This window comes from Wolbachia pipientis, assembly GCF_001752665.1.
Classification (GTDB): Bacteria; Pseudomonadota; Alphaproteobacteria; order Rickettsiales; family Anaplasmataceae; genus Wolbachia; species Wolbachia pipientis_A.
Genome location: NZ_MJMG01000011.1, coordinates 1 through 18,586, shown reverse-complemented (window position 1 = coordinate 18,586; position 18,586 = coordinate 1). Strand labels below are relative to the sequence as shown.

At 32.9% G+C, this 18,586-nt stretch carries 24 protein-coding genes and 3 pseudogenes; all 27 read right to left on the bottom strand.

Features of this window, described 5'->3' with window-relative positions; translation table 11 throughout:
• Positions 1–1,004: pseudogene (gene atpA, locus BIY23_RS04545) on the bottom strand (F0F1 ATP synthase subunit alpha); the annotation flags it as partial.
• Positions 1,001–1,546 carry an ATP synthase F1 subunit delta gene (gene atpH, locus BIY23_RS04540; RefSeq protein WP_070065341.1) on the bottom strand — a complete coding sequence of 182 codons (546 nt, stop codon included), beginning with the start codon at positions 1,544–1,546 and terminating at the stop codon, positions 1,001–1,003. The pseudogene atpA and the gene atpH, both read right to left, overlap by 4 nt.
• A gap of 9 nt (positions 1,547–1,555) precedes the next feature.
• Positions 1,556–1,880, bottom strand: a pseudogene (locus tag BIY23_RS04535) (YraN family protein).
• A gap of 7 nt (positions 1,881–1,887) precedes the next feature.
• Positions 1,888–2,289, bottom strand: a complete 402-nt coding sequence (rplQ, locus tag BIY23_RS04530; RefSeq protein WP_070065340.1) for a 50S ribosomal protein L17 — start codon at positions 2,287–2,289, stop codon at positions 1,888–1,890.
• 6 nt (positions 2,290–2,295) lie between these two features.
• Positions 2,296–3,360, bottom strand: coding sequence for a DNA-directed RNA polymerase subunit alpha (locus tag BIY23_RS04525; RefSeq protein ID WP_390903708.1), 1,065 nt, complete (start codon positions 3,358–3,360; stop codon positions 2,296–2,298).
• 15 nt (positions 3,361–3,375) lie between these two features.
• Entirely contained in the window at positions 3,376–3,753 is a 378-nt protein-coding gene (rpsK, locus tag BIY23_RS04520) for a 30S ribosomal protein S11 (protein ID WP_070065338.1), read from the bottom strand.
• 23 nt (positions 3,754–3,776) lie between these two features.
• Positions 3,777–4,145 (bottom strand): 30S ribosomal protein S13, encoded by a 369-nt coding sequence (gene rpsM / locus BIY23_RS04515; protein WP_070065337.1) that lies wholly within the window; start codon positions 4,143–4,145, stop codon positions 3,777–3,779.
• 186 nt (positions 4,146–4,331) lie between these two features.
• A pseudogene (locus BIY23_RS04510) lies at positions 4,332–5,056 on the bottom strand (IS5 family transposase).
• 71 nt (positions 5,057–5,127) lie between these two features.
• Positions 5,128–8,598, bottom strand: a complete 3,471-nt coding sequence (locus tag BIY23_RS04505; RefSeq protein WP_070065336.1) for an SET domain-containing protein — start codon at positions 8,596–8,598, stop codon at positions 5,128–5,130.
• A gap of 332 nt (positions 8,599–8,930) precedes the next feature.
• Positions 8,931–9,506, bottom strand: a complete 576-nt coding sequence (locus tag BIY23_RS04500; protein ID WP_070065335.1) for a hypothetical protein — start codon at positions 9,504–9,506, stop codon at positions 8,931–8,933.
• Positions 9,507–10,072: 566 nt separating this feature from the next.
• The gene (locus tag BIY23_RS04495) at positions 10,073–10,708 is read right to left on the bottom strand and encodes an adenylate kinase family protein (protein ID WP_070065334.1); all 636 of its coding nucleotides are present in this window, start codon (positions 10,706–10,708) and stop codon (positions 10,073–10,075) included.
• Complete coding sequence (gene secY, locus BIY23_RS04490) at positions 10,705–12,027, bottom strand: preprotein translocase subunit SecY (RefSeq protein WP_070065333.1); 1,323 nt, start codon at positions 12,025–12,027, stop codon at positions 10,705–10,707. Before secY ends, BIY23_RS04495 begins: the two co-directional genes overlap by 4 nt.
• Before the next feature lie 6 nt (positions 12,028–12,033).
• A complete protein-coding gene (gene rplO, locus BIY23_RS04485; RefSeq protein WP_390903707.1) occupies positions 12,034–12,495 on the bottom strand; it encodes a 50S ribosomal protein L15 in 462 nt (153 codons plus the stop codon).
• Positions 12,492–13,007 (bottom strand): 30S ribosomal protein S5, encoded by a 516-nt coding sequence (gene rpsE, locus BIY23_RS04480; protein WP_070065332.1) that lies wholly within the window; start codon positions 13,005–13,007, stop codon positions 12,492–12,494. Before rpsE ends, rplO begins: the two co-directional genes overlap by 4 nt.
• A 3-nt stretch (positions 13,008–13,010) precedes the next feature.
• Positions 13,011–13,373 (bottom strand): 50S ribosomal protein L18, encoded by a 363-nt coding sequence (gene rplR, locus BIY23_RS04475; RefSeq protein WP_070065331.1) that lies wholly within the window; start codon positions 13,371–13,373, stop codon positions 13,011–13,013.
• Positions 13,374–13,378: 5 nt separating this feature from the next.
• Positions 13,379–13,924: a 50S ribosomal protein L6 gene (gene rplF / locus BIY23_RS04470; protein WP_070065330.1), complete on the bottom strand. Its 546-nt coding sequence runs from the start codon at positions 13,922–13,924 to the stop codon at positions 13,379–13,381.
• A 16-nt stretch (positions 13,925–13,940) separates the two neighbouring features.
• On the bottom strand, positions 13,941–14,330 hold the full coding sequence (rpsH, locus tag BIY23_RS04465; RefSeq protein WP_081326570.1) for a 30S ribosomal protein S8: 390 nt from the start codon (positions 14,328–14,330) through the stop codon (positions 13,941–13,943).
• 10 nt (positions 14,331–14,340) lie between these two features.
• On the bottom strand, positions 14,341–14,649 hold the full coding sequence (gene rpsN, locus BIY23_RS04460) for a 30S ribosomal protein S14 (RefSeq protein WP_070065329.1): 309 nt from the start codon (positions 14,647–14,649) through the stop codon (positions 14,341–14,343).
• Positions 14,650–14,663: 14 nt separating this feature from the next.
• Positions 14,664–15,197 carry a 50S ribosomal protein L5 gene (rplE, locus tag BIY23_RS04455; protein ID WP_070065328.1) on the bottom strand — a complete coding sequence of 178 codons (534 nt, stop codon included), beginning with the start codon at positions 15,195–15,197 and terminating at the stop codon, positions 14,664–14,666.
• The gene (gene rplX, locus BIY23_RS04450; RefSeq protein WP_070065327.1) at positions 15,190–15,513 is read right to left on the bottom strand and encodes a 50S ribosomal protein L24; all 324 of its coding nucleotides are present in this window, start codon (positions 15,511–15,513) and stop codon (positions 15,190–15,192) included. Before rplX ends, rplE begins: the two co-directional genes overlap by 8 nt.
• Entirely contained in the window at positions 15,513–15,872 is a 360-nt protein-coding gene (gene rplN / locus BIY23_RS04445; RefSeq protein ID WP_070065326.1) for a 50S ribosomal protein L14, read from the bottom strand. Before rplN ends, rplX begins: the two co-directional genes overlap by 1 nt.
• Positions 15,873–15,886: 14 nt before the next feature.
• The gene (gene rpsQ, locus BIY23_RS04440; RefSeq protein WP_070065363.1) at positions 15,887–16,123 is read right to left on the bottom strand and encodes a 30S ribosomal protein S17; all 237 of its coding nucleotides are present in this window, start codon (positions 16,121–16,123) and stop codon (positions 15,887–15,889) included.
• A 45-nt stretch (positions 16,124–16,168) separates the two neighbouring features.
• A complete protein-coding gene (gene rplP / locus BIY23_RS04435) occupies positions 16,169–16,525 on the bottom strand; it encodes a 50S ribosomal protein L16 (RefSeq protein WP_070065325.1) in 357 nt (118 codons plus the stop codon).
• A 12-nt stretch (positions 16,526–16,537) separates the two neighbouring features.
• On the bottom strand, positions 16,538–17,152 hold the full coding sequence (gene rpsC, locus BIY23_RS04430; RefSeq protein WP_070065324.1) for a 30S ribosomal protein S3: 615 nt from the start codon (positions 17,150–17,152) through the stop codon (positions 16,538–16,540).
• A gap of 9 nt (positions 17,153–17,161) precedes the next feature.
• Positions 17,162–17,503, bottom strand: a complete 342-nt coding sequence (rplV, locus tag BIY23_RS04425) for a 50S ribosomal protein L22 (RefSeq protein WP_070065323.1) — start codon at positions 17,501–17,503, stop codon at positions 17,162–17,164.
• A 5-nt stretch (positions 17,504–17,508) separates the two neighbouring features.
• Positions 17,509–17,793, bottom strand: a complete 285-nt coding sequence (gene rpsS / locus BIY23_RS04420) for a 30S ribosomal protein S19 (RefSeq protein ID WP_070065322.1) — start codon at positions 17,791–17,793, stop codon at positions 17,509–17,511.
• Positions 17,794–17,796: 3 nt separating this feature from the next.
• Positions 17,797–18,586, bottom strand: a 790-nt coding sequence (rplB, locus tag BIY23_RS04415) for a 50S ribosomal protein L2 (RefSeq protein ID WP_070065321.1), incomplete at its 5' end; no start/stop codon positions are given.

The window sequence follows — 18,586 nt, the reverse complement described above, 5'->3', positions numbered from 1 at the left end:
ACATTTGTAGGTACATATGCAGACACATCACCTGCTTGTGTTTCAACGATAGGTAAAGCTGTCAAAGAACCACCGCCTTTATTATCAGCCATTTTAGCAGCCCTTTCCAGCAAACGTGAGTGTACATAAAATATGTCCCCAGGATAGGCTTCACGGCCAGGAGGACGTCTTAACAATAAAGACATCTGTCTATATGCTATCGCATGTTTAGAGAGATCATCATATACTATTAAACAGTGCATCCCATTATCCCGGAAAAATTCACCAATTGTACAACCAGAATAAGGTGCTAGAAATTGTAAAGATGCACTATCAGATGCACCAGCTACAACTACAGTTGTATATTCTAATGATCCACTTTCTTTAAGCCTATTTACTACTTTTGCTACTGTTGAAATTTTTTGCCCTATAGCAACGTAAACACAATAAACTTTTTGATCAACATTCTTTTGATTAATGATTGCATCTAGTGCAATGGTTGTTTTACCAATCTTCCTATCACCAATAATTAACTCACGTTGTCCTTTTCCTATTGGAATTAACAAATCTATAATTTTAATCCCTGTCTGCAGCGGTTCATGTACAGATTTACGATCAACAATACCAGGAGCCTTAGGTTCTATGGCCATTTTGCTTTTAGCTCGTATTTCTCCACAATTATCAATCGGCTGACCCAAAGCATTGATAACTCTACCTAAAAGCTCATATCCTACTGGAACTTCTACAACTGTACCACTACATCTTACAATCTCACCCTCCGTAACATCATACCCGCTACCAAGAATCACTACCCCTGTTACATCGCGATCTAAATCAAATACTATTCCATCTATGCCACTCTCAAAGGATACTTTTTCACCAAATGTTGCCTTTTCTAATCCATAAACTAAAGCAATGCCGTCAGTTATTGAAATTACTTCGCCTATACTCTCACTCTTGATCGGATTATCAAATGCTTCAACTTTTTTCCTTATTATATCTATAATTTCAGAGCTTTCTTTCATATAAAACCCCTATGCTTCAATATTTCTAGCTTGCTTAAATCAACCAATTTTTTCAAATAACTTTCCAAAGAAAAATCTATTAAATTAAAATTATACCTAATTACAAAGCCACCGACAATAGAAGGATCAATTATATTATTTACTCTTATTATTTTACCAAGAAAACTCAGAGATTCAGTAATTATTTTGATTTCAGGTTCTTTTAAAAGAGAAGCTGATTTTATAGTAATCTCAAGCTCGTTCTTACTTTTTCTCACAAAGCTTAAAAATTCTTCTAAAATAGGAAATATTAGATTAAAGCGTCTATTGATACAGACAACTATTATAAACTTGATGAAGCATTCATTAAAACACTGCTTCATACAAAGCAAAACTTCTTTTTTACACTTACTGGGAATCACAGGATTAGACAAAAACATTAAGATATCAGGATAGTTTTTAAAAAAAATCAATAAAGATTCTACCTCCTTTCTTATCAGATCCAACTGATTACCTGAAATAAGAAACAATGTCTGAGCATAACAATGAATTATCTTCTTCATATCTCTAATTCATACCTCTAACCAAGCATTTTCTATATAAACTACTCCTCCTTTTAAAGAGAGGAAACATAGATCATATCTTACTGAGTAGTCTAAAAAACGAGTATTCTTACTTAAAAAGTATCTAGAAGAAGTTATGATTGATTTGCATTGAGCACTGGATATTGGTATTTCTTTGCCAAACAAACTTGTCTTCACCTCTAAAAAAACAAGTTCTTTGCCTTTAGATAGGACTAAATCAATTTCACCAAACCTACAACGGTAACGATGTTTAANAAATTAAAACCAGCAATTCACCAAAGTAACCTATAAAATAACGCAACCCTTTACTCAAGTTTATCTTATTCTTTTTCTTTATATAATTTACCTTTTGCTGTAATATCTCTGTCTACTAACTCTATAACTGCCATAGATGCACAATCACCCTTACGAGTCTTAAATTTTATTATTCTAGAATATCCACCATTACGACTTTGATAACGTGAAGCTAGAACATCCAATAGTTTATTAACTACTGGCCCATTATTATGTAAACGTGAAAGTAATAGCCTCCTACCATGTAATGTATTTTTATTTTTAGCAATCGTAATAAATTTTTCCACATATGGACGTAATGTTTTGGCTTTTGGTACAGTAGTAACAATTTGCTCATGGTTAAGTAATGATATAGATAAGTTTTTCAGCATTGACAACCTATGCTCTGCATAACGAGACAGCTTACGTTTTTTTATTCTATGTTTCATATTACACTAATCCTCATCAGTATGTTGCTTTGCAAGTTCTTCTATGTTTTTGGGTGGCCAATTTGGTACATCCATACCTAGAGACAAACCAAGATTTGTTAGAACTGCCTTTATCTCATTCAAAGACTTCCTACCAAAATTAGCTGTCCTAAGCATTTCGTTTTCAGTTTTTTGTACAAGATCACCTATATAAGTAATATTTTCATTTTTTAGACAATTATGCGACCTCACAGATAATTCTAACTCATCCACTTTACACAGCAAGATAGCATCATAACCTAAATCCTTCGCATCGGTGGACAAAGGATATTGCTGCTTTTTACTTCCAACACCAGAATTAATAAAAGGTTGTAGTTGTTCTTGCAGTATCCGTGCAGCAGAATCAACAGCCTGCATAGGAGAAATTGTTCCATCAGTCTCAAGTGACAATATTAACTTATCCTTATCAGTTACTTGACCAACACGGCTATTCTCTACTCTATATGACACTCTATTTACAGGACTATATAACGCATTAACAGGAATAAAATCAATTAAATCTTGCTCACTAAACATTTTTAAAAGTTCATTTTCTTTATATTTAGCTATAGGAAGGTAACCTTTACCACTAGCCACATATATTTTCATACTAAACTCGGTATTTTCTCCAAGAGTACATATCAATAGATCTTTATTTGCAATAGAACATTGCTCGTCAGTATCTATCATACCAGCTATCACTTCACAAGGACCTTTAGCATTAAGGATCAAACATTTATTCGACACACCATTTAACCTGCATCTTAACATGCCTATATTTAATACTATATCTGTAACATCTTCTCTTACCCCTTGAATAGAGGTAAACTCGTGTGTCACGCCATCAATTTTTATTCCATAAACAGCAAACCCCCTTAAGGAAGATAACATTATACGCCTTAATGCATTACCTAATGTTAAAGCAAACCCACTTTCTAACGGCTCTAATATTACATCGCCTTTCCCTTCTGAATCTCCAGGTATCACCTTGACTGCATGAGGTTTTGTTAATTTTTCTAAATCATTAGAAGCAAAAAGATTATTGTTGTACATTATCGCAAACCCTTACTAAACTCTTCTTTTCTTTTTTAATCTGCACCCATTATGAGGAATAGCAGTTTTATCTGCAATTGAAGTAATTGTTAATCCACAATTTTGGCAAGCTTTTACTGCAGCCTCTGTACCAAATCCTGGACCACGCACTATAATAGAAACAACTTTCATGCCAAACTTTTCCATTGCTATTTTTGCGGCAGATTCAGCTGCCTTACCGGCTGCATAAGGCGTAGACTTTCTTGAACCTGAAAACCCACAAAGACCTACAGAAGTTTGATACAAAGTATTACCGTGAATATCCGTTACATTTACAAAAGTGTTATTAAAAGTCGCACGGATATGTATAACACCAGTAACAATTTTTTTTGCAGCTACTTTAACTTTTTTCATTAATTATCTACAATAATAATAAACTATTTCTTTCCAGCAATAGGTAAACGAGACCTACCTTTACGGGTCTTAGCATTAGTGTGCGTTCTTTGCCCATTTACAGGTAAACCCTTTCTATGTCTAATACCCCTATAACATCCAAGCTCTATTAGAGACTTTATATTCATTGACACTTCCTTCCGCAACTCACCTTCTATAACACAGTTCTGCCTGATAAAATTACTAATTTTTTCTGTTTCCTCATCACGTAACTCTGAAACACGCTTACCTTTATTAATGCCACAAGCGTCACAGATTTTATTCCCTGTAGTAATACCTATCCCATATATATAAGTCAATGCAAAAGGTATACATTTCTTTACCGGAACATTTATGCCTGCAATACGTGCCAACTAATACCTCGAAGTAACAATCCTTAATTTATACCATGAAATAGTTAATAGTCAAACAGAAATTTTCAATGTTACTGAAGCAGACACATTTAATCTTAAACGACCCTTTGTATCTTCCTAATTATAACCCACGAATGCTTGGTTTATTCTTTATGCTCTCAATACTGATTTCACTAGGTAGTGTCGTCATGAGATTGCAATCCACATAAACAAAGCTTTTATTTGAAGTCTTGCTAAAAAAGAAGATGCTGTTTTGCAGTAACGAGTAGCTATTCCTCTCCACCTTTTAAAGGCTAATACTGTATTTTTAATTATATATCGAAGTTTATATAAATATCGATCTATATCTCTTTTGTTCTTACGGTTTTTTTTGGAAGACTGCAGCGCCGATAGATATAGCTTCAGCTATAATGCAATTAGTATCATATGCTTTATCTGCAATTAGATTCTTGCCAGGAATACCTTCTATAAGGCTTGAAGGCTTTTGTACAATCAGCACTGGAACCTTCTGTAACAATAATTCTGACCGGCATACCATGCGCATCCACGGCCAGATGTACCTTTGTATTGACCCCCCTTTTGTACGACTCATCTTTTGGTTGCCACCTTTTGCTCCTGCCGCATATGGATGAGCTTTGATGTATGTTGATCAGCCACTGATGAATTGCTGCAGTATATTCTTCCATACCCCTTTATCACGCCATCTGCAAAATCTTCTGTGAGTATTTTTCTAATCACCATAATCAGGTGGTCAACGGAGCCCCTGTTCTGATAATCCAAAGTACAGCATTGATAAATGTTCTATTATCTCTTGCTCTACCACCCCATTTCCCAGATTTACCAGGAAGTAAATCTTCTATTTTCTTCCAAACTTCATCGCTTATATCATGTCTTCTGTGTGTAAGTTTCATAACATTCTACATAAATCTATTTTATTACCACTACTCTTTTCCTATTATTCAATAACTATTTCATGACGACACTACCTAGAAGATTGACCATAACATTTACTAGAAGATTGACCATAACATTGCTCTATATTTATATCAGACATCACTTCCCTTCTCTTTTCTGAATTTTTTCCATTTCTACTTTTCTTACAAGAAGGTTCATCATGGAATTTCTCTGTATTTATATTCTCCGTCTTTGTATTAGCTATAACTCTCCTTCCCTTCTTTATATCTTGATCATTTCCTCTCTTCCTTATACTAGAAGCACTATTTTTCTTATTATCTTCCTTGCTATTTATGATTTGAGTATGATTAATAGAACTGCAATTTGGATTTTTCTCCATTCTACTTTGATCAAACTGTACCTCACAAAATGAGCTGGTCCCATTCTGTAAATGCTCATATAAACGCCATTTAGTATTTGTCCTTATACTCTCAGCGTCATCGTTAATTTTAATTTCTTGTACATATTTATCTTCTGATTTCAATTCTTCCTTATCATCAATATCTAAATCTAATTTATTTTGTACTACTAATTTTTTGTATAATTCGTTATATTTCTTATTGGCTTTTAAAAACTTTATAAAGCCTATAAAAGCCATTGATGGTTTGGATAGTTGTTTACCTAACTTTTTATTAGCTATACCATCCTGATATACTGCTGCATCATGTGTACTTATATCGTATTGTTGCTCTCTCCAACATTGCCAATATCTACAACCGTAATCAAATAATAATTCTTCTCCATTTTTTATATCTTCCTTAGCAGTAAATAATATAAATGGAATACCACTATTATAACGACATTGAGCCACTGCTACATTATCTGGTATCTTGTATATTGTATTATTATCATCGTAAGTATGATTAGCATTAATTTTAATCAAAGGATTCCCTCTACAATATCCACTTAACATTAATTTTTCTTTTTCATAAAGAACAATATCAAATGCGTGGTGGGTAATTTTATTAAATGCTCCGCTATTATTAGATAATAACCATTCTAATTCTGCTTGCAAATCTTTACTGTCCTCACACAATAGTGTACCTGTATAGATACCTAACACTGTATTTTGTGGTATATCTTTGGTAGCAATAACTTGATCCTGCCCACGTAACGCTTCTCTATGATCAGTTTCATCTACTTGTTTTACTCTTAGAATGTCCCGATTGTAGTTAATTCCTTTTTCATAATATTCTTCATAAAAGCTTTGAAATTCCTTCTGATATTTTTGTTCTGATTCATCATATTGACCATTACTATTTCTATAGTGTAATGGATTATTTGTGTTAATTTTAATCTTCTTTTCCTTTAAGAAGGAATATAATTTATCACTTGCGCATCTTCCCATTAACATTGCATCATTATTATCCACTGCATTTATGTTATTATTATACAAATTTATTGCATCTACTAAATTATCTTTTAGTATATCAACTTGCAATACATTAACTAATCTTTCCAACATAGTAGGAGCTTTGGCTCCTGTTCCATTTAACATACTAGAGATATTAGATAAATTTATTCCCATCTCTTCTAAAGTCTTTAATAGATCTGTTTTCTTGATTGTTCCATCTTTTTCTCGTTCTATTGTTCCATCGTTATTAAAAACAACTAATTTTTCTACTAACTTCTGCAAAGTTTCAGGAGCTTTGGCTCCTGCTTTATGTAACATACTAGAGATATTAGATAAATTTATTCCCATCTCTTCTAAAGCCTTTAATAGATTTGTTTTTTTGATTGTTCCATCTTTTTCTCGCTCTATTGTTCCATCGTTATTAAAAACAACTAATTTTTCTGCTAACTTCTGCAAAGTTTCAGGAGCTTTGGCTCCTACTCCATTTAACATACTAGAGATATTAGATAAATCTATTTCCACCTCTTCTAAAGCCTTTAATAGATTTGTTTTTTTGATTGTTCCATCTTTTTCTCGTTCTATTGTTCCATCGTTATTAAAAACAACTAATTTTTCTGCTAACTTCTGCAAAGTTTCAGGAGCTTTGGCTCCTGCTTTATGTAACATACTAGAGATATTAGATAAATTTATTCCCATCTCTTCTAAAGTCTTTAATAGATCTGTTTTCTTGATTGTTCCATCTTTTTCTCGTTCTATTGTTCCATCGTTATTAAAAACAACTAATTTTTCTACTAACTTCTGCAAAGTTTCAGGAGCTTTGGCTCCTGTTCCATTTAACATACTAGAGATATTAGATAAATTTATTCCCATCTCTTCTAAAGCCTTTAATAGATCTGTTTTCTTGATTGTTCCACCTTTTTCTCGCTCTATTGTTCCATCGTTATTAAAAACAACTAATTTTTCTGCTAACTTCTGCAAAGTTTCAGGAGCTTTGGCTCCTGCTCCACTTAACATACTAGAGATATTAGATAAATTTATTCCCATCTCTTCTAAAGCCTTTAATAGATCTGTTTTCTTGATTGTTCCACGTTTTTCTCGCTCTATTGTTCCATCGTTATTAAAAACAACTAATTTTTCTGCTAACTTCTGCAAAGTTTCAGGAGCTTTGGCTCCTGTTCCATTTAACATACTAGAGATATTAGATAAATCTATTTCCACCTCTTCTAAAGCCTTTAATAGATTTGTTTTTTTGATTGTTCCATCTTTTTCTCGTTCTATTGTTCCATCGTTATTAAAAACAACTAATTTTTCTACTAACTTCTGCAAAGTTTCAGGAGCTTTGGCTCCTGCTTTACGTAACATACTAGAGATATTAGATAAATCTATTTCCACCTCTTCTAAAGCCTTTAATAGATTTGTTTTTTTGATTGTTCCATCTTTTTCTCGTTCTATTGTTCCATCGTTATTAAAAACAACTAATTTTTCTACTAACTTCTGCAAAGTTTCAGGAGCTTTGGCTCCTGTTCCATTTAACATACTAGAGATATTAGATAAATTTATTCCCATCTCTTCTAAAGTCTTTAATAGATTTGTTTTTTTGATTGTTCCATCTTTTTCTCGTTCTATTGTTCCATCGTTATTAAAAACAACTAATTTTTCTACTAACTTCTGCAAAGTTTCAGGAGCTTTGGCTCCTGTTCCATTTAACATACTAGAGATATTAGATAAATTTATTCCCATCTCTTCTAAAGCCTTTAATAGATCTGTTTTTTTGATTGTTCCACGTTTTTCTCGCTCTATTGTTCCATCGTTATTAAAAACAACTAATTTTTCTGCTAACTTCTGCAAAGTTTCAGGAGCCTTGGCTCCTACTCCATTTAACATACTAGAGATATTTGTTAGCTTAAGATGAGCTTGTTCTATAGCATATAATATAGTATAATTATTATTATTTAAAGACTCTGCATATTCTAATTTGTTATCCTTTGTACCGCAAATTGAAGTAATAAAAGATAATCGAATTTGTGTTGTTATTTTTTTGCCTTTGTCATGACTATTATGTAATGATTGTAACTTAAGTTTTATTTTTTCGAAAATAGTATCAATATCTCTTGCTTGATTCTTGGGTTGACTATTTTTGCTCATGTAACATACCTAACTCAAAAAATAACTTTTAATAACATCCAGGAAGTAAATCTTCTATTTTCCTCCAAACTTCATCGCTTATATCATGTCTTCTGTGTAAGTTTCATAATATTCTACATAAATCTATTTTATTATCACTACTCTTTTCCTATGATTCAATAACTATTTCATGACGACACTACCTAATATTAGAATCTTTAAATTCTTTTCCTTTCTGTTGAGCTAAACACTTACCAAATGATACAAAAAAAGAATTATTATCACAAATGGATTTCCCTACTTCATAATGCTCCTGTAATCTTGATAGAACAGTGTTATTCTGTTTTATATTATTATGTATTAGATATACTACTCTGTATCACTGTCTTAGCCTTCCGTTTGCGGTACATATGCATATTAGAAATATTTCCTATGGAATTTCTATTTATTGAAATCTTTTGTTCTGGATGTGTCATACTAGTATTAATATGTCTGGCAGGCTCCGAGTCAGAGTAAGTGGTATGTTTAGTATGCATAGCTAAATTATCATTTAACTGTGCAAAACCCACCAGAGTAGATTGTGTGCTATTTACACGTTCTACTGTTGTTGTTTGCTTTGATATATATATTCCTGTTACGGACCCCCGGGTTGGTGTCTCCAAAACATTTACAAACTGAGTTGTTTCTATATTTATGCTTACTTGTTGCACCGATTGAGTATCATTATATCCATCTACTTTTTCAAAATGAACTCCTTCATGATATATAGTACGTTCCTTGCTTGTGCCACAAACATTTACATCTGGTTGATAAGCTCTACCAAATATACCTGCTATACTCTTAAAGCTCATGCAAGTATTATTATCTCCTGATATTACAGTGAGGTCAGTAACTGGGCTCAAAGGAATAGTTATTGGTATTTCTTCCATAATCACCCAATGATCTCTGTTGAGAATTGTGCTGCAATATATCTGATATAAATCATCATTATGTATCAAACAACTGTGTATTTTCTCATCTTCTTTACGGTGCTGTTCATAGCATTCTAAGTATGCGTTATAACTGTTCTTTGTTCTATTAATTATATTATCTTGAATATCTCAACCAGAACAGTAAGCGCCTAAGCTGGATGATATCTCTTTACGCAAGTTTTTATAGTCCTCTTTAGAATCAAACAGTGCATCTATTTCACATAAACTTTGTTTTCTTGTGTACCGTCTCTTTGAGCCTTATCCCTTCTTTTACAATAATATTTAAAAAAGTTTTCTCTGGCATATTGAAACAACAAATTGTTTACCTCTTTTAGCTTTTCCCTCTCTTTCGCCTCTCTTGCATCTTTCTCCTTTGTATAAGCTTCTTGCTTGTTTGATAAAATCTAACAATTCCTTATCTTCAATTGCTACTGGCTCATTCAGAACAAGTAGGACAACGAAAAATTTAACTGCTATCTAGTTAAAAGAGTCAGCTCTAGAGGCTAATACTGAAATCACAATATTCACTTTATATTAATTAACATCTTAATTTCCTCTGTGACTTGAGCAACATTTAAACTTGCATCAACGATCAACAATTTAGTTTTATAATATTCACGCAAACTTTTCATTTTACTATTATATTCTCTTATTCTTGTTTGAATCACATCTTCATTCATGTCATCAGTTCTTTTTTCTAATCTCGTACTTTTACACTTTGCACATACAGTATCACCTTGAAACAACAATGCATTATATATACTTTTACAGTCTAAACATACTAGACGGTTTCTTAATCTATCGATTACTATATTATCGGCAATCTGTAATTCTAGCGCGAAATCTACATCTTTATTACATTTCTCTTTTAATGTTTGTGTTAAAAAACGAGCTTGATTAATATTTCTTGGAAAACCATCCAATAAAAGATTTGATGCAGATGGCAGCGCATTACTCAATAACTCACATATAATATTATCCTGGATTAAGTTGCCAGATTCAATAATGCTTTTGATCTTTTGACCAAGATCACTTTCGCTAGAGACAATATCTCTTAATAAATCACCAACTGAAATTAGCTGTAAGTTATACCTCTTTACCAAAAAACTAGATTGTGTACCCTTACCAGAACCAGGAGGACCAAAAATTACAATAATCATTTTAACCTTTTGGATTCATATTTTTTTACTAAGCTATCATACTTATTTGAAAAAATGTAAGATTGTATTTGGCCAACCGTATCAGTAATGACATTTACCATTATTAGCACGCTTGTTCCTCCGAAAATAAAGGGTATATCATAACGATATCTAACAATTTCAGGTATGGCACATATAACTGCTAAATATGCAGAACCAATAAATGTTAACCTAAAAACTATACTTTGAAGATAATCAGCTGTATGTTTTCCAGGCCTTCTACCAGGAATGAATCCACCATTTTTTCTAAGGAAATCGGCATTCTCTTGAGGATTAAAGATAAAATTGGTGTAGAAAAAATTAAAGAGCACTACCAGTGTTACATATGCTATGATATAAATCGTTTTATTTGCCATGAAATTATTCAATATAATATCAGAAAAGACATGCCCTTTATAAAAATTTGCTATCGAAACAGGTGTCAATAAAATTGCATTAGCAAAAATGGTAGGTATCACACCAGATAAATTAATCTTTAATGGAATATAAGTAAAATCGTCGTTATATGATCTTTTAAACTGTTTCTTTGGATACTGAACAATGACTTTTCTGTAAGATGATTCAATGAAAATTACTAAAAGTAGCAATAGAAAAAACAATATTAAAACAGAAAAGATAACAAATAGCGAAATACTTCCATTTTTATTTAACGCAAATAAAGATGATAACGCATTGTGCAATTCTGATATAATACCAGTAAAAATAATTAATGATATTCCATTACCTATACCATTTGCACTAATTCTCTCACCGATCCATATTATTAACATTGTTCCACCAAGTAGGCTAAACATGCCTACAACACGAAACATAATACCAGGTTGAATAACAACGATTATATTGTCTTTATTCATTCCTTCTAGCCCCATCAGAATTGGGATAGACTGAAACACACAGAACACTATAGTCATATAACGTATATAAGAATTCATCTTCCTACGTCCTAGTTCTCCATCATTTTTTATTTCATCTATTCCTTTGATAGCAGAAGAGAGTAATTGCATGATTATGGATGCAACTATATATGGCATCACATTTAATGCTAGGATTGTCATCCTAGCTAATGCTCCTCCAGAAAATAAGTTAAATACCCCAAAAACACCAGCATTATCTTTAGGAAAAATTTCATTGATTACATCAAGATTAATGCCTGGAATAGGCACATAAGTGCCCAAACGATAACAAATCAAAGCTATAAGAGTAAACAATATACGCTTTAATAAATCACCTTTATACAACAAACCAGGGTCCAAGTTACTAAATATTGGGTTATTACTCATAATGTATTAGAGTATTTCTATATTGCCTTCAACAGCAGATACAGATTTTTTTGCAGCTTCTGAAGCATAATCAACACGAAATACAAATCTCTCCATTAATTTACCCTTATTAAGAAGTTTGACCTTTTCTTTTGTAGATTTTATAAAACCTAATTTACACAATACATCTTTATCTATTACAGACCCTTTCTCAATCTTTCTAGAATCTAAGAGACGTTGTATATCGCCAATATTAACTATAGCGTATATATTCCTTCGTATAGGCTTAAACCCTCTTTTTGGTAAACGAGTATATATAGACTGCTGTCCACCTTCAAAACCATTGATTGAAACTCCGCTTCTAGCTTTTTGACCTTTATGACCTCTACCAGACGTTTTGCCTTTACCACAACCGATACCTCTACCAAGTACTTTTGTCTTCTTTTTTCTGGATAACTTAGTAAATATAAAATTTAATTTACTCATCATCTATTGCCAACTATTTCACCAATTTTCTTACCTCTCTTATTTGCTACTTGACGAGGCGACAACATTTTGCCAAAAGCTTCAAACACTGCGCATATAACGTTATGAGGATTATTTGATCTAGTAGATTTAGCCACTACATCCTTTATACCCAAAACTTCAAAAACAGATCGCACTGCTCCACCAGCAATAATACCAGTTCCAGCTTTTGCTGCCCTTAATACCACCTCCCCAGAGCAAAACTTTGCTTTAATATCATGATGCAAAGTTCTACTTTCACGTAAATATACTCTAATCATTGATTTTTTTGCAGCATTTACAGCCTTTACTCTAGCTTCAGCAACTTCTGCATGCTTACCTATTCCACAACCAACTTTACCTTTTCCATCTCCTACAACAACTAAAATGGAAAATGAAAACTTTCTACCACCTTTTGTAACTGTAGTTACCCTCCTTATCGAAACTAAAAGTTCAGATAAATCACTACTATTCCCTTGTAAATTTTTTACAGCCATATACTAAAACCTCAATCCAGCATTTCTTAAAACTTCAGCAAATTGAGAAATCACCCCTGTATATTTATATGCTCCACAATCAAATATAATCTGTTGGTCTAATTTAACACCAGACAAACGCTCGGCCATTAAAGATGCAACCTGCCTAACAGAATTGGCATTAACTTTGCTTTTACATGCATCTCTAATTTTAGGATCCAAAGTAGAAGCAGAAGTAAGAGTTATAGATTTTGTATCATCAATCAATTGGGCATAAAAATGCCTATTAGATTTAAACAGAGATATACGGAAATTACCATTAAGTTTTTTTCTATTACGTATCTTCCGTCTTTCATAATTACTTAAAAAATTATATAATCTTCTCATCTTTATTACTTCTTCTTGTTCACAATTTTGCGTAGCATAAACTTGCCTTTTATAATAACACCTTTACCTTTATAAGGATCATATCTCCTAATTTTACATATGTCAGACGCTATCATATAAACTTTTTGTTTATCCATGCCACTAATTACCAAATGTGTTGGCTTTACACACTTAATTTGAATACCATCAGGTATTTTATACTTAATATTATGACTATAACCAAGATATAAAGTCAAATGTTTCCCATCACATTCTGCTTTATAACCAACTCCATTAATTTCAAGATCAATACAAAAATCATTGACCATACCATTAATAATATTATTGATGATACTCCTGTACGTACCCCACATAGGTTTTAGCTTATCTACTTGTTCATCACAACCAATACGGATTACTAGTCGATTACAAGCTACTTCACAAGTAATTCCACTACATAAACTTAATTCCTTTTCTGATTTTGAGCTTTTTATTAATACCCTACTACCATCATGACACTCAACAGAAACACCAGCTGGAATATTAATAGGAGCAGTACCTATACGCGACATATATCTCTCCTGTTATTCAAAATATACAACACAATATTTCCCCACCAATTTTCAGCCTATGTGCATCATGATCAGCAATAATACCCTGAGAAGTTGATATAATAGAAATACCCAACCCATTATATACTTTCCCAATATCCTTATATTGAGAATAGCGACGACATCCAGGTTTAGACACTCTTACTATACTACGAATTACAGGTAATCTATTATGATATTTTAATTTTACACTGAGCGAAGATATATTGTCTATAATCTGCTTTTGATAATCAAGAATATATCCCTCGTTTTTTAATATTTCCAATATTGCAGCATTGACTTTAGAAAACAAGACTTTAGTCGTCTTATGCATAGCCAATTGAGCATTACGTATTCTCGTTAAAAAGTCACCAATACTATCCACAATATACTCCTTATTACCAACTAGACTTTGTTACCCCAGGAACGCGTCCAAAAGCACATAAGTCACGCAAAACTATTCTACACAAACCAAATTTCCTGTACACCCCTCTCGGCCTTCCAGTTAAAGCACACCTATTTCTAATGCGTGTCTTAGATGAATCTCTTGGTAGCATTTTTATTAACTTGTTCTGTGCTGCAAACCTTTCAATAAGAGACAAATTTCTATTACTTACAATAGATTTTAATTTTTGTCGCTTCTCTTTGTAATGATCATGTAACCTAACCCTACTAAGATTTCTTTGTATCATAGATTTCTTTGCCATATAACCTTTACCTACTAATCAAAAAAAGGAAACTGAAAAGCTAGCAATAATTCCTTCGCTTCTGTATCACTGGATGCACTTGTTATAACATTAATATCCATACCTCTTATTTTTGTTACTTTATCATAATCTATCTCTAAAAATGAAATATGCTCCTTTATACCAAAAGAAAAATTACCATTACCATCAAACTGTTTTATACTAAATCCTCTAAAATCTTTTTCCCTAGGCAAAGCAATATACATCAATCTTTCCAAAAACTCATACATCTTATCTCTACGCAAAGTTACTTTACAACCAATAACAGCACCCTGTCTTATCTTAAACCCAGAAATAGACTTTCTTGCACGAGTTAATACAGGCTTTTGACCTGAAATAAGATATAGACTATCCAATGGCTCATTTATTGCTTTAGCATCTGCAGCAGCATCTCCAACGCCCATATTAATACAGACCTTGATGAACTTAGGTACCTGCATTATGTTACCATAATTAAATTTATCTTGCAAAGATTTTACTATATTGTTTTTATATAATTCTTTAAACATGATCTATTAGTTCCCCAGAGATTTTTGCAAAACGTACCTTTTTACCATCAATAAACTTAAACCCCACTCTAGTGGCAGTACGGTATTTAGGATCTACTATTGCAACATTAGATATATCTATAGGTAATTCCTTATTAAATATACCACCACTACGACCAGATTTAGGCTTTGTATGCTTTTTACATATATTCACACCAGAAATAATTACTTTTCTTCTTGTACCAAACCTAACAACTTTAATTACCTTGCCAATTTTTTGTTTGTCCTTACCAGTCAAAACTATAACATCATCGCCATTTCGTATTTTAACACTCATTATAAAACCTCAGCAGCCAAAGACATTATTTTCATAAAGGAACCAAATGGTAGTTTTTTTATCGGACCAAACACCCTAGTACCAAGTGGCTCACCCTGATTGTTAATTAAAACCACAGCATTACTAGAAAAACGAATCACTGAGCCATCCGACTTTTTAACAGGATTTTTAACTCTAACAACTACTGCCTTATATACCTTGCCTTTCTCAACTTTACCTTTTGGATTAATAGATTTGGTTGAAACAACAACAGTGTCACCTATAGTGGCAAACCTCTTATTACCTAGTAAACCAATACAGCGTACCTGACGTGCACCAGAATTATCAGCGACTTCTAATAATGTACTCTTTTGAATCATACAAAATATCCTTATTAATTTGCTTTATTAATCACAATCCACTTTTTAGTAGCAGAGATAGGCTTATGTTCCTGTATTAAAACTTTATCCCCTTCTTGATAAAAATTATGCTCATCATGTGCGGCATATTTCTTATACTTTTTTATAACTTTTTTATATAGCCTATCCTGATACACATGTAACACTGAAACTTTTACAGTTTTATTGGACCCAGCTTTAACCACAGTACCACACAAGACCCTTTTAGGCATTTTTTCCCTCTTCTTTTCTTTCATTCAATACAGTTAAAATACGTGCTATGCTTTNTTTGCTAAATACATAGGCACGTCATCAATTTCGAACAAAATCCTACCTGGTTTAACTTTAAATACCCAAAACTCAACACTTCCCTTACCTTTACCCATACGCACATCAGCAGGCCTTCTAGTTACAGGGGTATCAGGAAAAATCCTTATCCATACTTTACCCGAACGTTTCAAAGTTCTAGAGATTACACGTCTTGCAGTCTCTATATGCTTAGACTGCACTCTACATGGTTCTATAGCCTTTAACCCATAGCTCCCAAAAGAAAGTGTACTACCACCTTTTGTATTACCATGTATTCTACCCTTAAACACCTTCTTATGCTTACTCTTCTTTGGAATAAATACCACAACTCACCTACTCTAATTATAAACCCAAACTTTAACACCTATAATGCCGTACACAGTCTTTGCTTCACAGAAAGCATAATCTATATTAGCACGCAAAGTATGTAAAGGCAAACGACCTTCTTTATACCATTCAGTGCGTGCTATTTCAGCTCCACCTAGACGACCAGAACAACTGACCTTAATACCTTTGCCACCCATTCTTAAACAACTTTGAATAGATTTTTTCATTGCCCTTCTAAAAGAAACTCTTTTTTCTAATTGCTGTGTAATACTACTTGATATTAATGCTGCATCCACTTCAGACCTCTTTACCTCAGCAACACTCAATTCTACACTATTTTTTACTTTAACTCCAATCTCTTGTTTAGCTTTTTCAATATCTACACCTCTCTTACCTACTATTACTCCAGGTCTGGAAGCATGTACTGTAATAGAAACCAAATCAATTTTTCTCTCTATAATAATTTTTGAAATACCAGCATGTTTAAAGGTCTTATTAATATAACTACGAACACACAAATCTTGATGCAGATTTTGCTTATAATCCTTCTCAGCATACCAAATAGAGCTCCAAGTATTATTATTTATTTTTAATCTAAATCCTATCGGGTTAACCTTTTGTCCCATATTTCTCCCTTATATTTCCGCTAACTCTATAGTAATGTTACTATAACGCTTATTTACTCTACTAGCTTTACCCATAGCTTTTGGATATATTCTACGCAAAGTAAAAGATTTGCCTATTAATATTTCTTTTACATATAAACTGTCTATATCTAGACCATAATTATACTGAGCATTCGCAATTGCAGAATCCAATACTTTACCAATAAGAGTAGCTGCTTTCTTGTCACAAAACTTCAGTTGTACAGTAGCAAAGTCAATCGGTCTATTACGCACTAAATCAGCAACCAGATTTAATTTGCGAGGAGTAGACTTTAATACACGAGCAGCAGCTCTAACTATTTTTTTTTCCATATCAATTACTTCCTTGTGGCTTTTTTATCTCCGCTATGAGCGATAAACTTACGAGTAGGAGAAAATTCACCGAACTTATGTCCTATCATATTCGGATTATTAATATTAACAGGAATATAATTCTTACCATTATAAACAGCAAATTTCAAGCCCAAACAATTAGGCAGAATCACAGAAGCCCTAGAACGAATTTTTATAACCACATTGGTTGATCCTTTACTTAGCACACGATTCACCAGCTTTAACACAGAAGGATGACAAAAAGGTGGTTTCCAGGCAGATCTACTCATAAATTACCTCTTTAGTTGTTTTATATATTTATTACTCAATTTATTTCTTTTTCTAGTTTTCTTTCCTTTAGTTGGAACACCCCAAGGAGTAACTGGATGACGGCCACCAGAAGTCTTACCTTCCCCACCTCCAAGTGGATGATCAACAGGATTCATAGCAACTCCACGTACTGTAGGTCTAATTCCAAGCCATCTGCTCCTTCCAGCCTTACCCAATTTTCTATTCTTGTGATCAGGATTCGATACTACACCAATAGTAGCTTTACAAGAAGATAAAACTAATCTAATCTGGCCAGATCTCAATCTTAATGAAACATACCCACCATCACGACCAACAACTTGTGCACAACAGCCAGCAGACCTAGCAATAACAGCTCCACCACCAGGTTTTAACTCAACATTATGTACAAATGATCCAACAGGTATATGTTTTAACACCAAACAGTTGCCTGGCAATATATCAGCATCATCACTTGCTACCACAACATCACCAACTTTCATACCTTGAGAAGCCAGTATATAAGACTTAGTACTATCTTTTTTATAAGATATTAGAGCTAAAAAACTACTTCTATTCGGATCATACTCTATTTTTTCAACCACAGCTTGATCGCATCTATTACGTTTAAAATCTACAATTCTATATTTTCTCTTGTGCCCACCACCTTTATGACGTACAGTGATGCGACCATACTTATTCCTGCCTCCATGAGACTTCTTGCCGCGTACAAGAGACTTTTCTGGCTTATCCTTTGACAAGCCAACTTTGCTTATTAAAACTGTCCCACGAGAA

What these genes read in the sequence shown, in the direction of transcription:
- BIY23_RS04500 (WP_070065335.1), bottom strand. Translation starts at nt 9,506, where the DNA reads ATGGAAGAAATACCAATAACTATTCCTTTGAGCCCAGTTACTGACCTC.
- rplV (WP_070065323.1), bottom strand. Translation starts at nt 17,503, where the DNA reads ATGGAAAAAAAAATAGTTAGAGCTGCTGCTCGTGTATTAAAGTCTACT.
- rplE (WP_070065328.1), bottom strand. Translation starts at nt 15,197, where the DNA reads ATGTTTAAAGAATTATATAAAAACAATATAGTAAAATCTTTGCAAGAT.
- rpsS (WP_070065322.1), bottom strand. Translation starts at nt 17,793, where the DNA reads ATGAGTAGATCTGCCTGGAAACCACCTTTTTGTCATCCTTCTGTGTTA.
- BIY23_RS04505 (WP_070065336.1), bottom strand. Translation starts at nt 8,598, where the DNA reads ATGAGCAAAAATAGTCAACCCAAGAATCAAGCAAGAGATATTGATACT.
- secY (WP_070065333.1), bottom strand. Translation starts at nt 12,027, where the DNA reads ATGAGTAATAACCCAATATTTAGTAACTTGGACCCTGGTTTGTTGTAT.
- rplX (WP_070065327.1), bottom strand. Translation starts at nt 15,513, where the DNA reads ATGAGTGTTAAAATACGAAATGGCGATGATGTTATAGTTTTGACTGGT.
- rpsN (WP_070065329.1), bottom strand. Translation starts at nt 14,649, where the DNA reads ATGGCAAAGAAATCTATGATACAAAGAAATCTTAGTAGGGTTAGGTTA.
- rpsC (WP_070065324.1), bottom strand. Translation starts at nt 17,152, where the DNA reads ATGGGACAAAAGGTTAACCCGATAGGATTTAGATTAAAAATAAATAAT.
- atpH (WP_070065341.1), bottom strand. Translation starts at nt 1,546, where the DNA reads ATGAAGAAGATAATTCATTGTTATGCTCAGACATTGTTTCTTATTTCA.
- rplN (WP_070065326.1), bottom strand. Translation starts at nt 15,872, where the DNA reads ATGATTCAAAAGAGTACATTATTAGAAGTCGCTGATAATTCTGGTGCA.
- rpsQ (WP_070065363.1), bottom strand. Translation starts at nt 16,123, where the DNA reads ATGCCTAAAAGGGTCTTGTGTGGTACTGTGGTTAAAGCTGGGTCCAAT.
- rpsE (WP_070065332.1), bottom strand. Translation starts at nt 13,007, where the DNA reads ATGGCTGTAAAAAATTTACAAGGGAATAGTAGTGATTTATCTGAACTT.
- rpsK (WP_070065338.1), bottom strand. Translation starts at nt 3,753, where the DNA reads ATGAAAAAAGTTAAAGTAGCTGCAAAAAAAATTGTTACTGGTGTTATA.
- rplF (WP_070065330.1), bottom strand. Translation starts at nt 13,924, where the DNA reads ATGTCGCGTATAGGTACTGCTCCTATTAATATTCCAGCTGGTGTTTCT.
- BIY23_RS04525 (WP_390903708.1), bottom strand. Translation starts at nt 3,360, where the DNA reads ATGTACAACAATAATCTTTTTGCTTCTAATGATTTAGAAAAATTAACA.
- rplO (WP_390903707.1), bottom strand. Translation starts at nt 12,495, where the DNA reads ATGATGAGTAAATTAAATTTTATATTTACTAAGTTATCCAGAAAAAAG.
- rplQ (WP_070065340.1), bottom strand. Translation starts at nt 2,289, where the DNA reads ATGAAACATAGAATAAAAAAACGTAAGCTGTCTCGTTATGCAGAGCAT.
- BIY23_RS04495 (WP_070065334.1), bottom strand. Translation starts at nt 10,708, where the DNA reads ATGATTATTGTAATTTTTGGTCCTCCTGGTTCTGGTAAGGGTACACAA.
- rplR (WP_070065331.1), bottom strand. Translation starts at nt 13,373, where the DNA reads ATGAGAAGATTATATAATTTTTTAAGTAATTATGAAAGACGGAAGATA.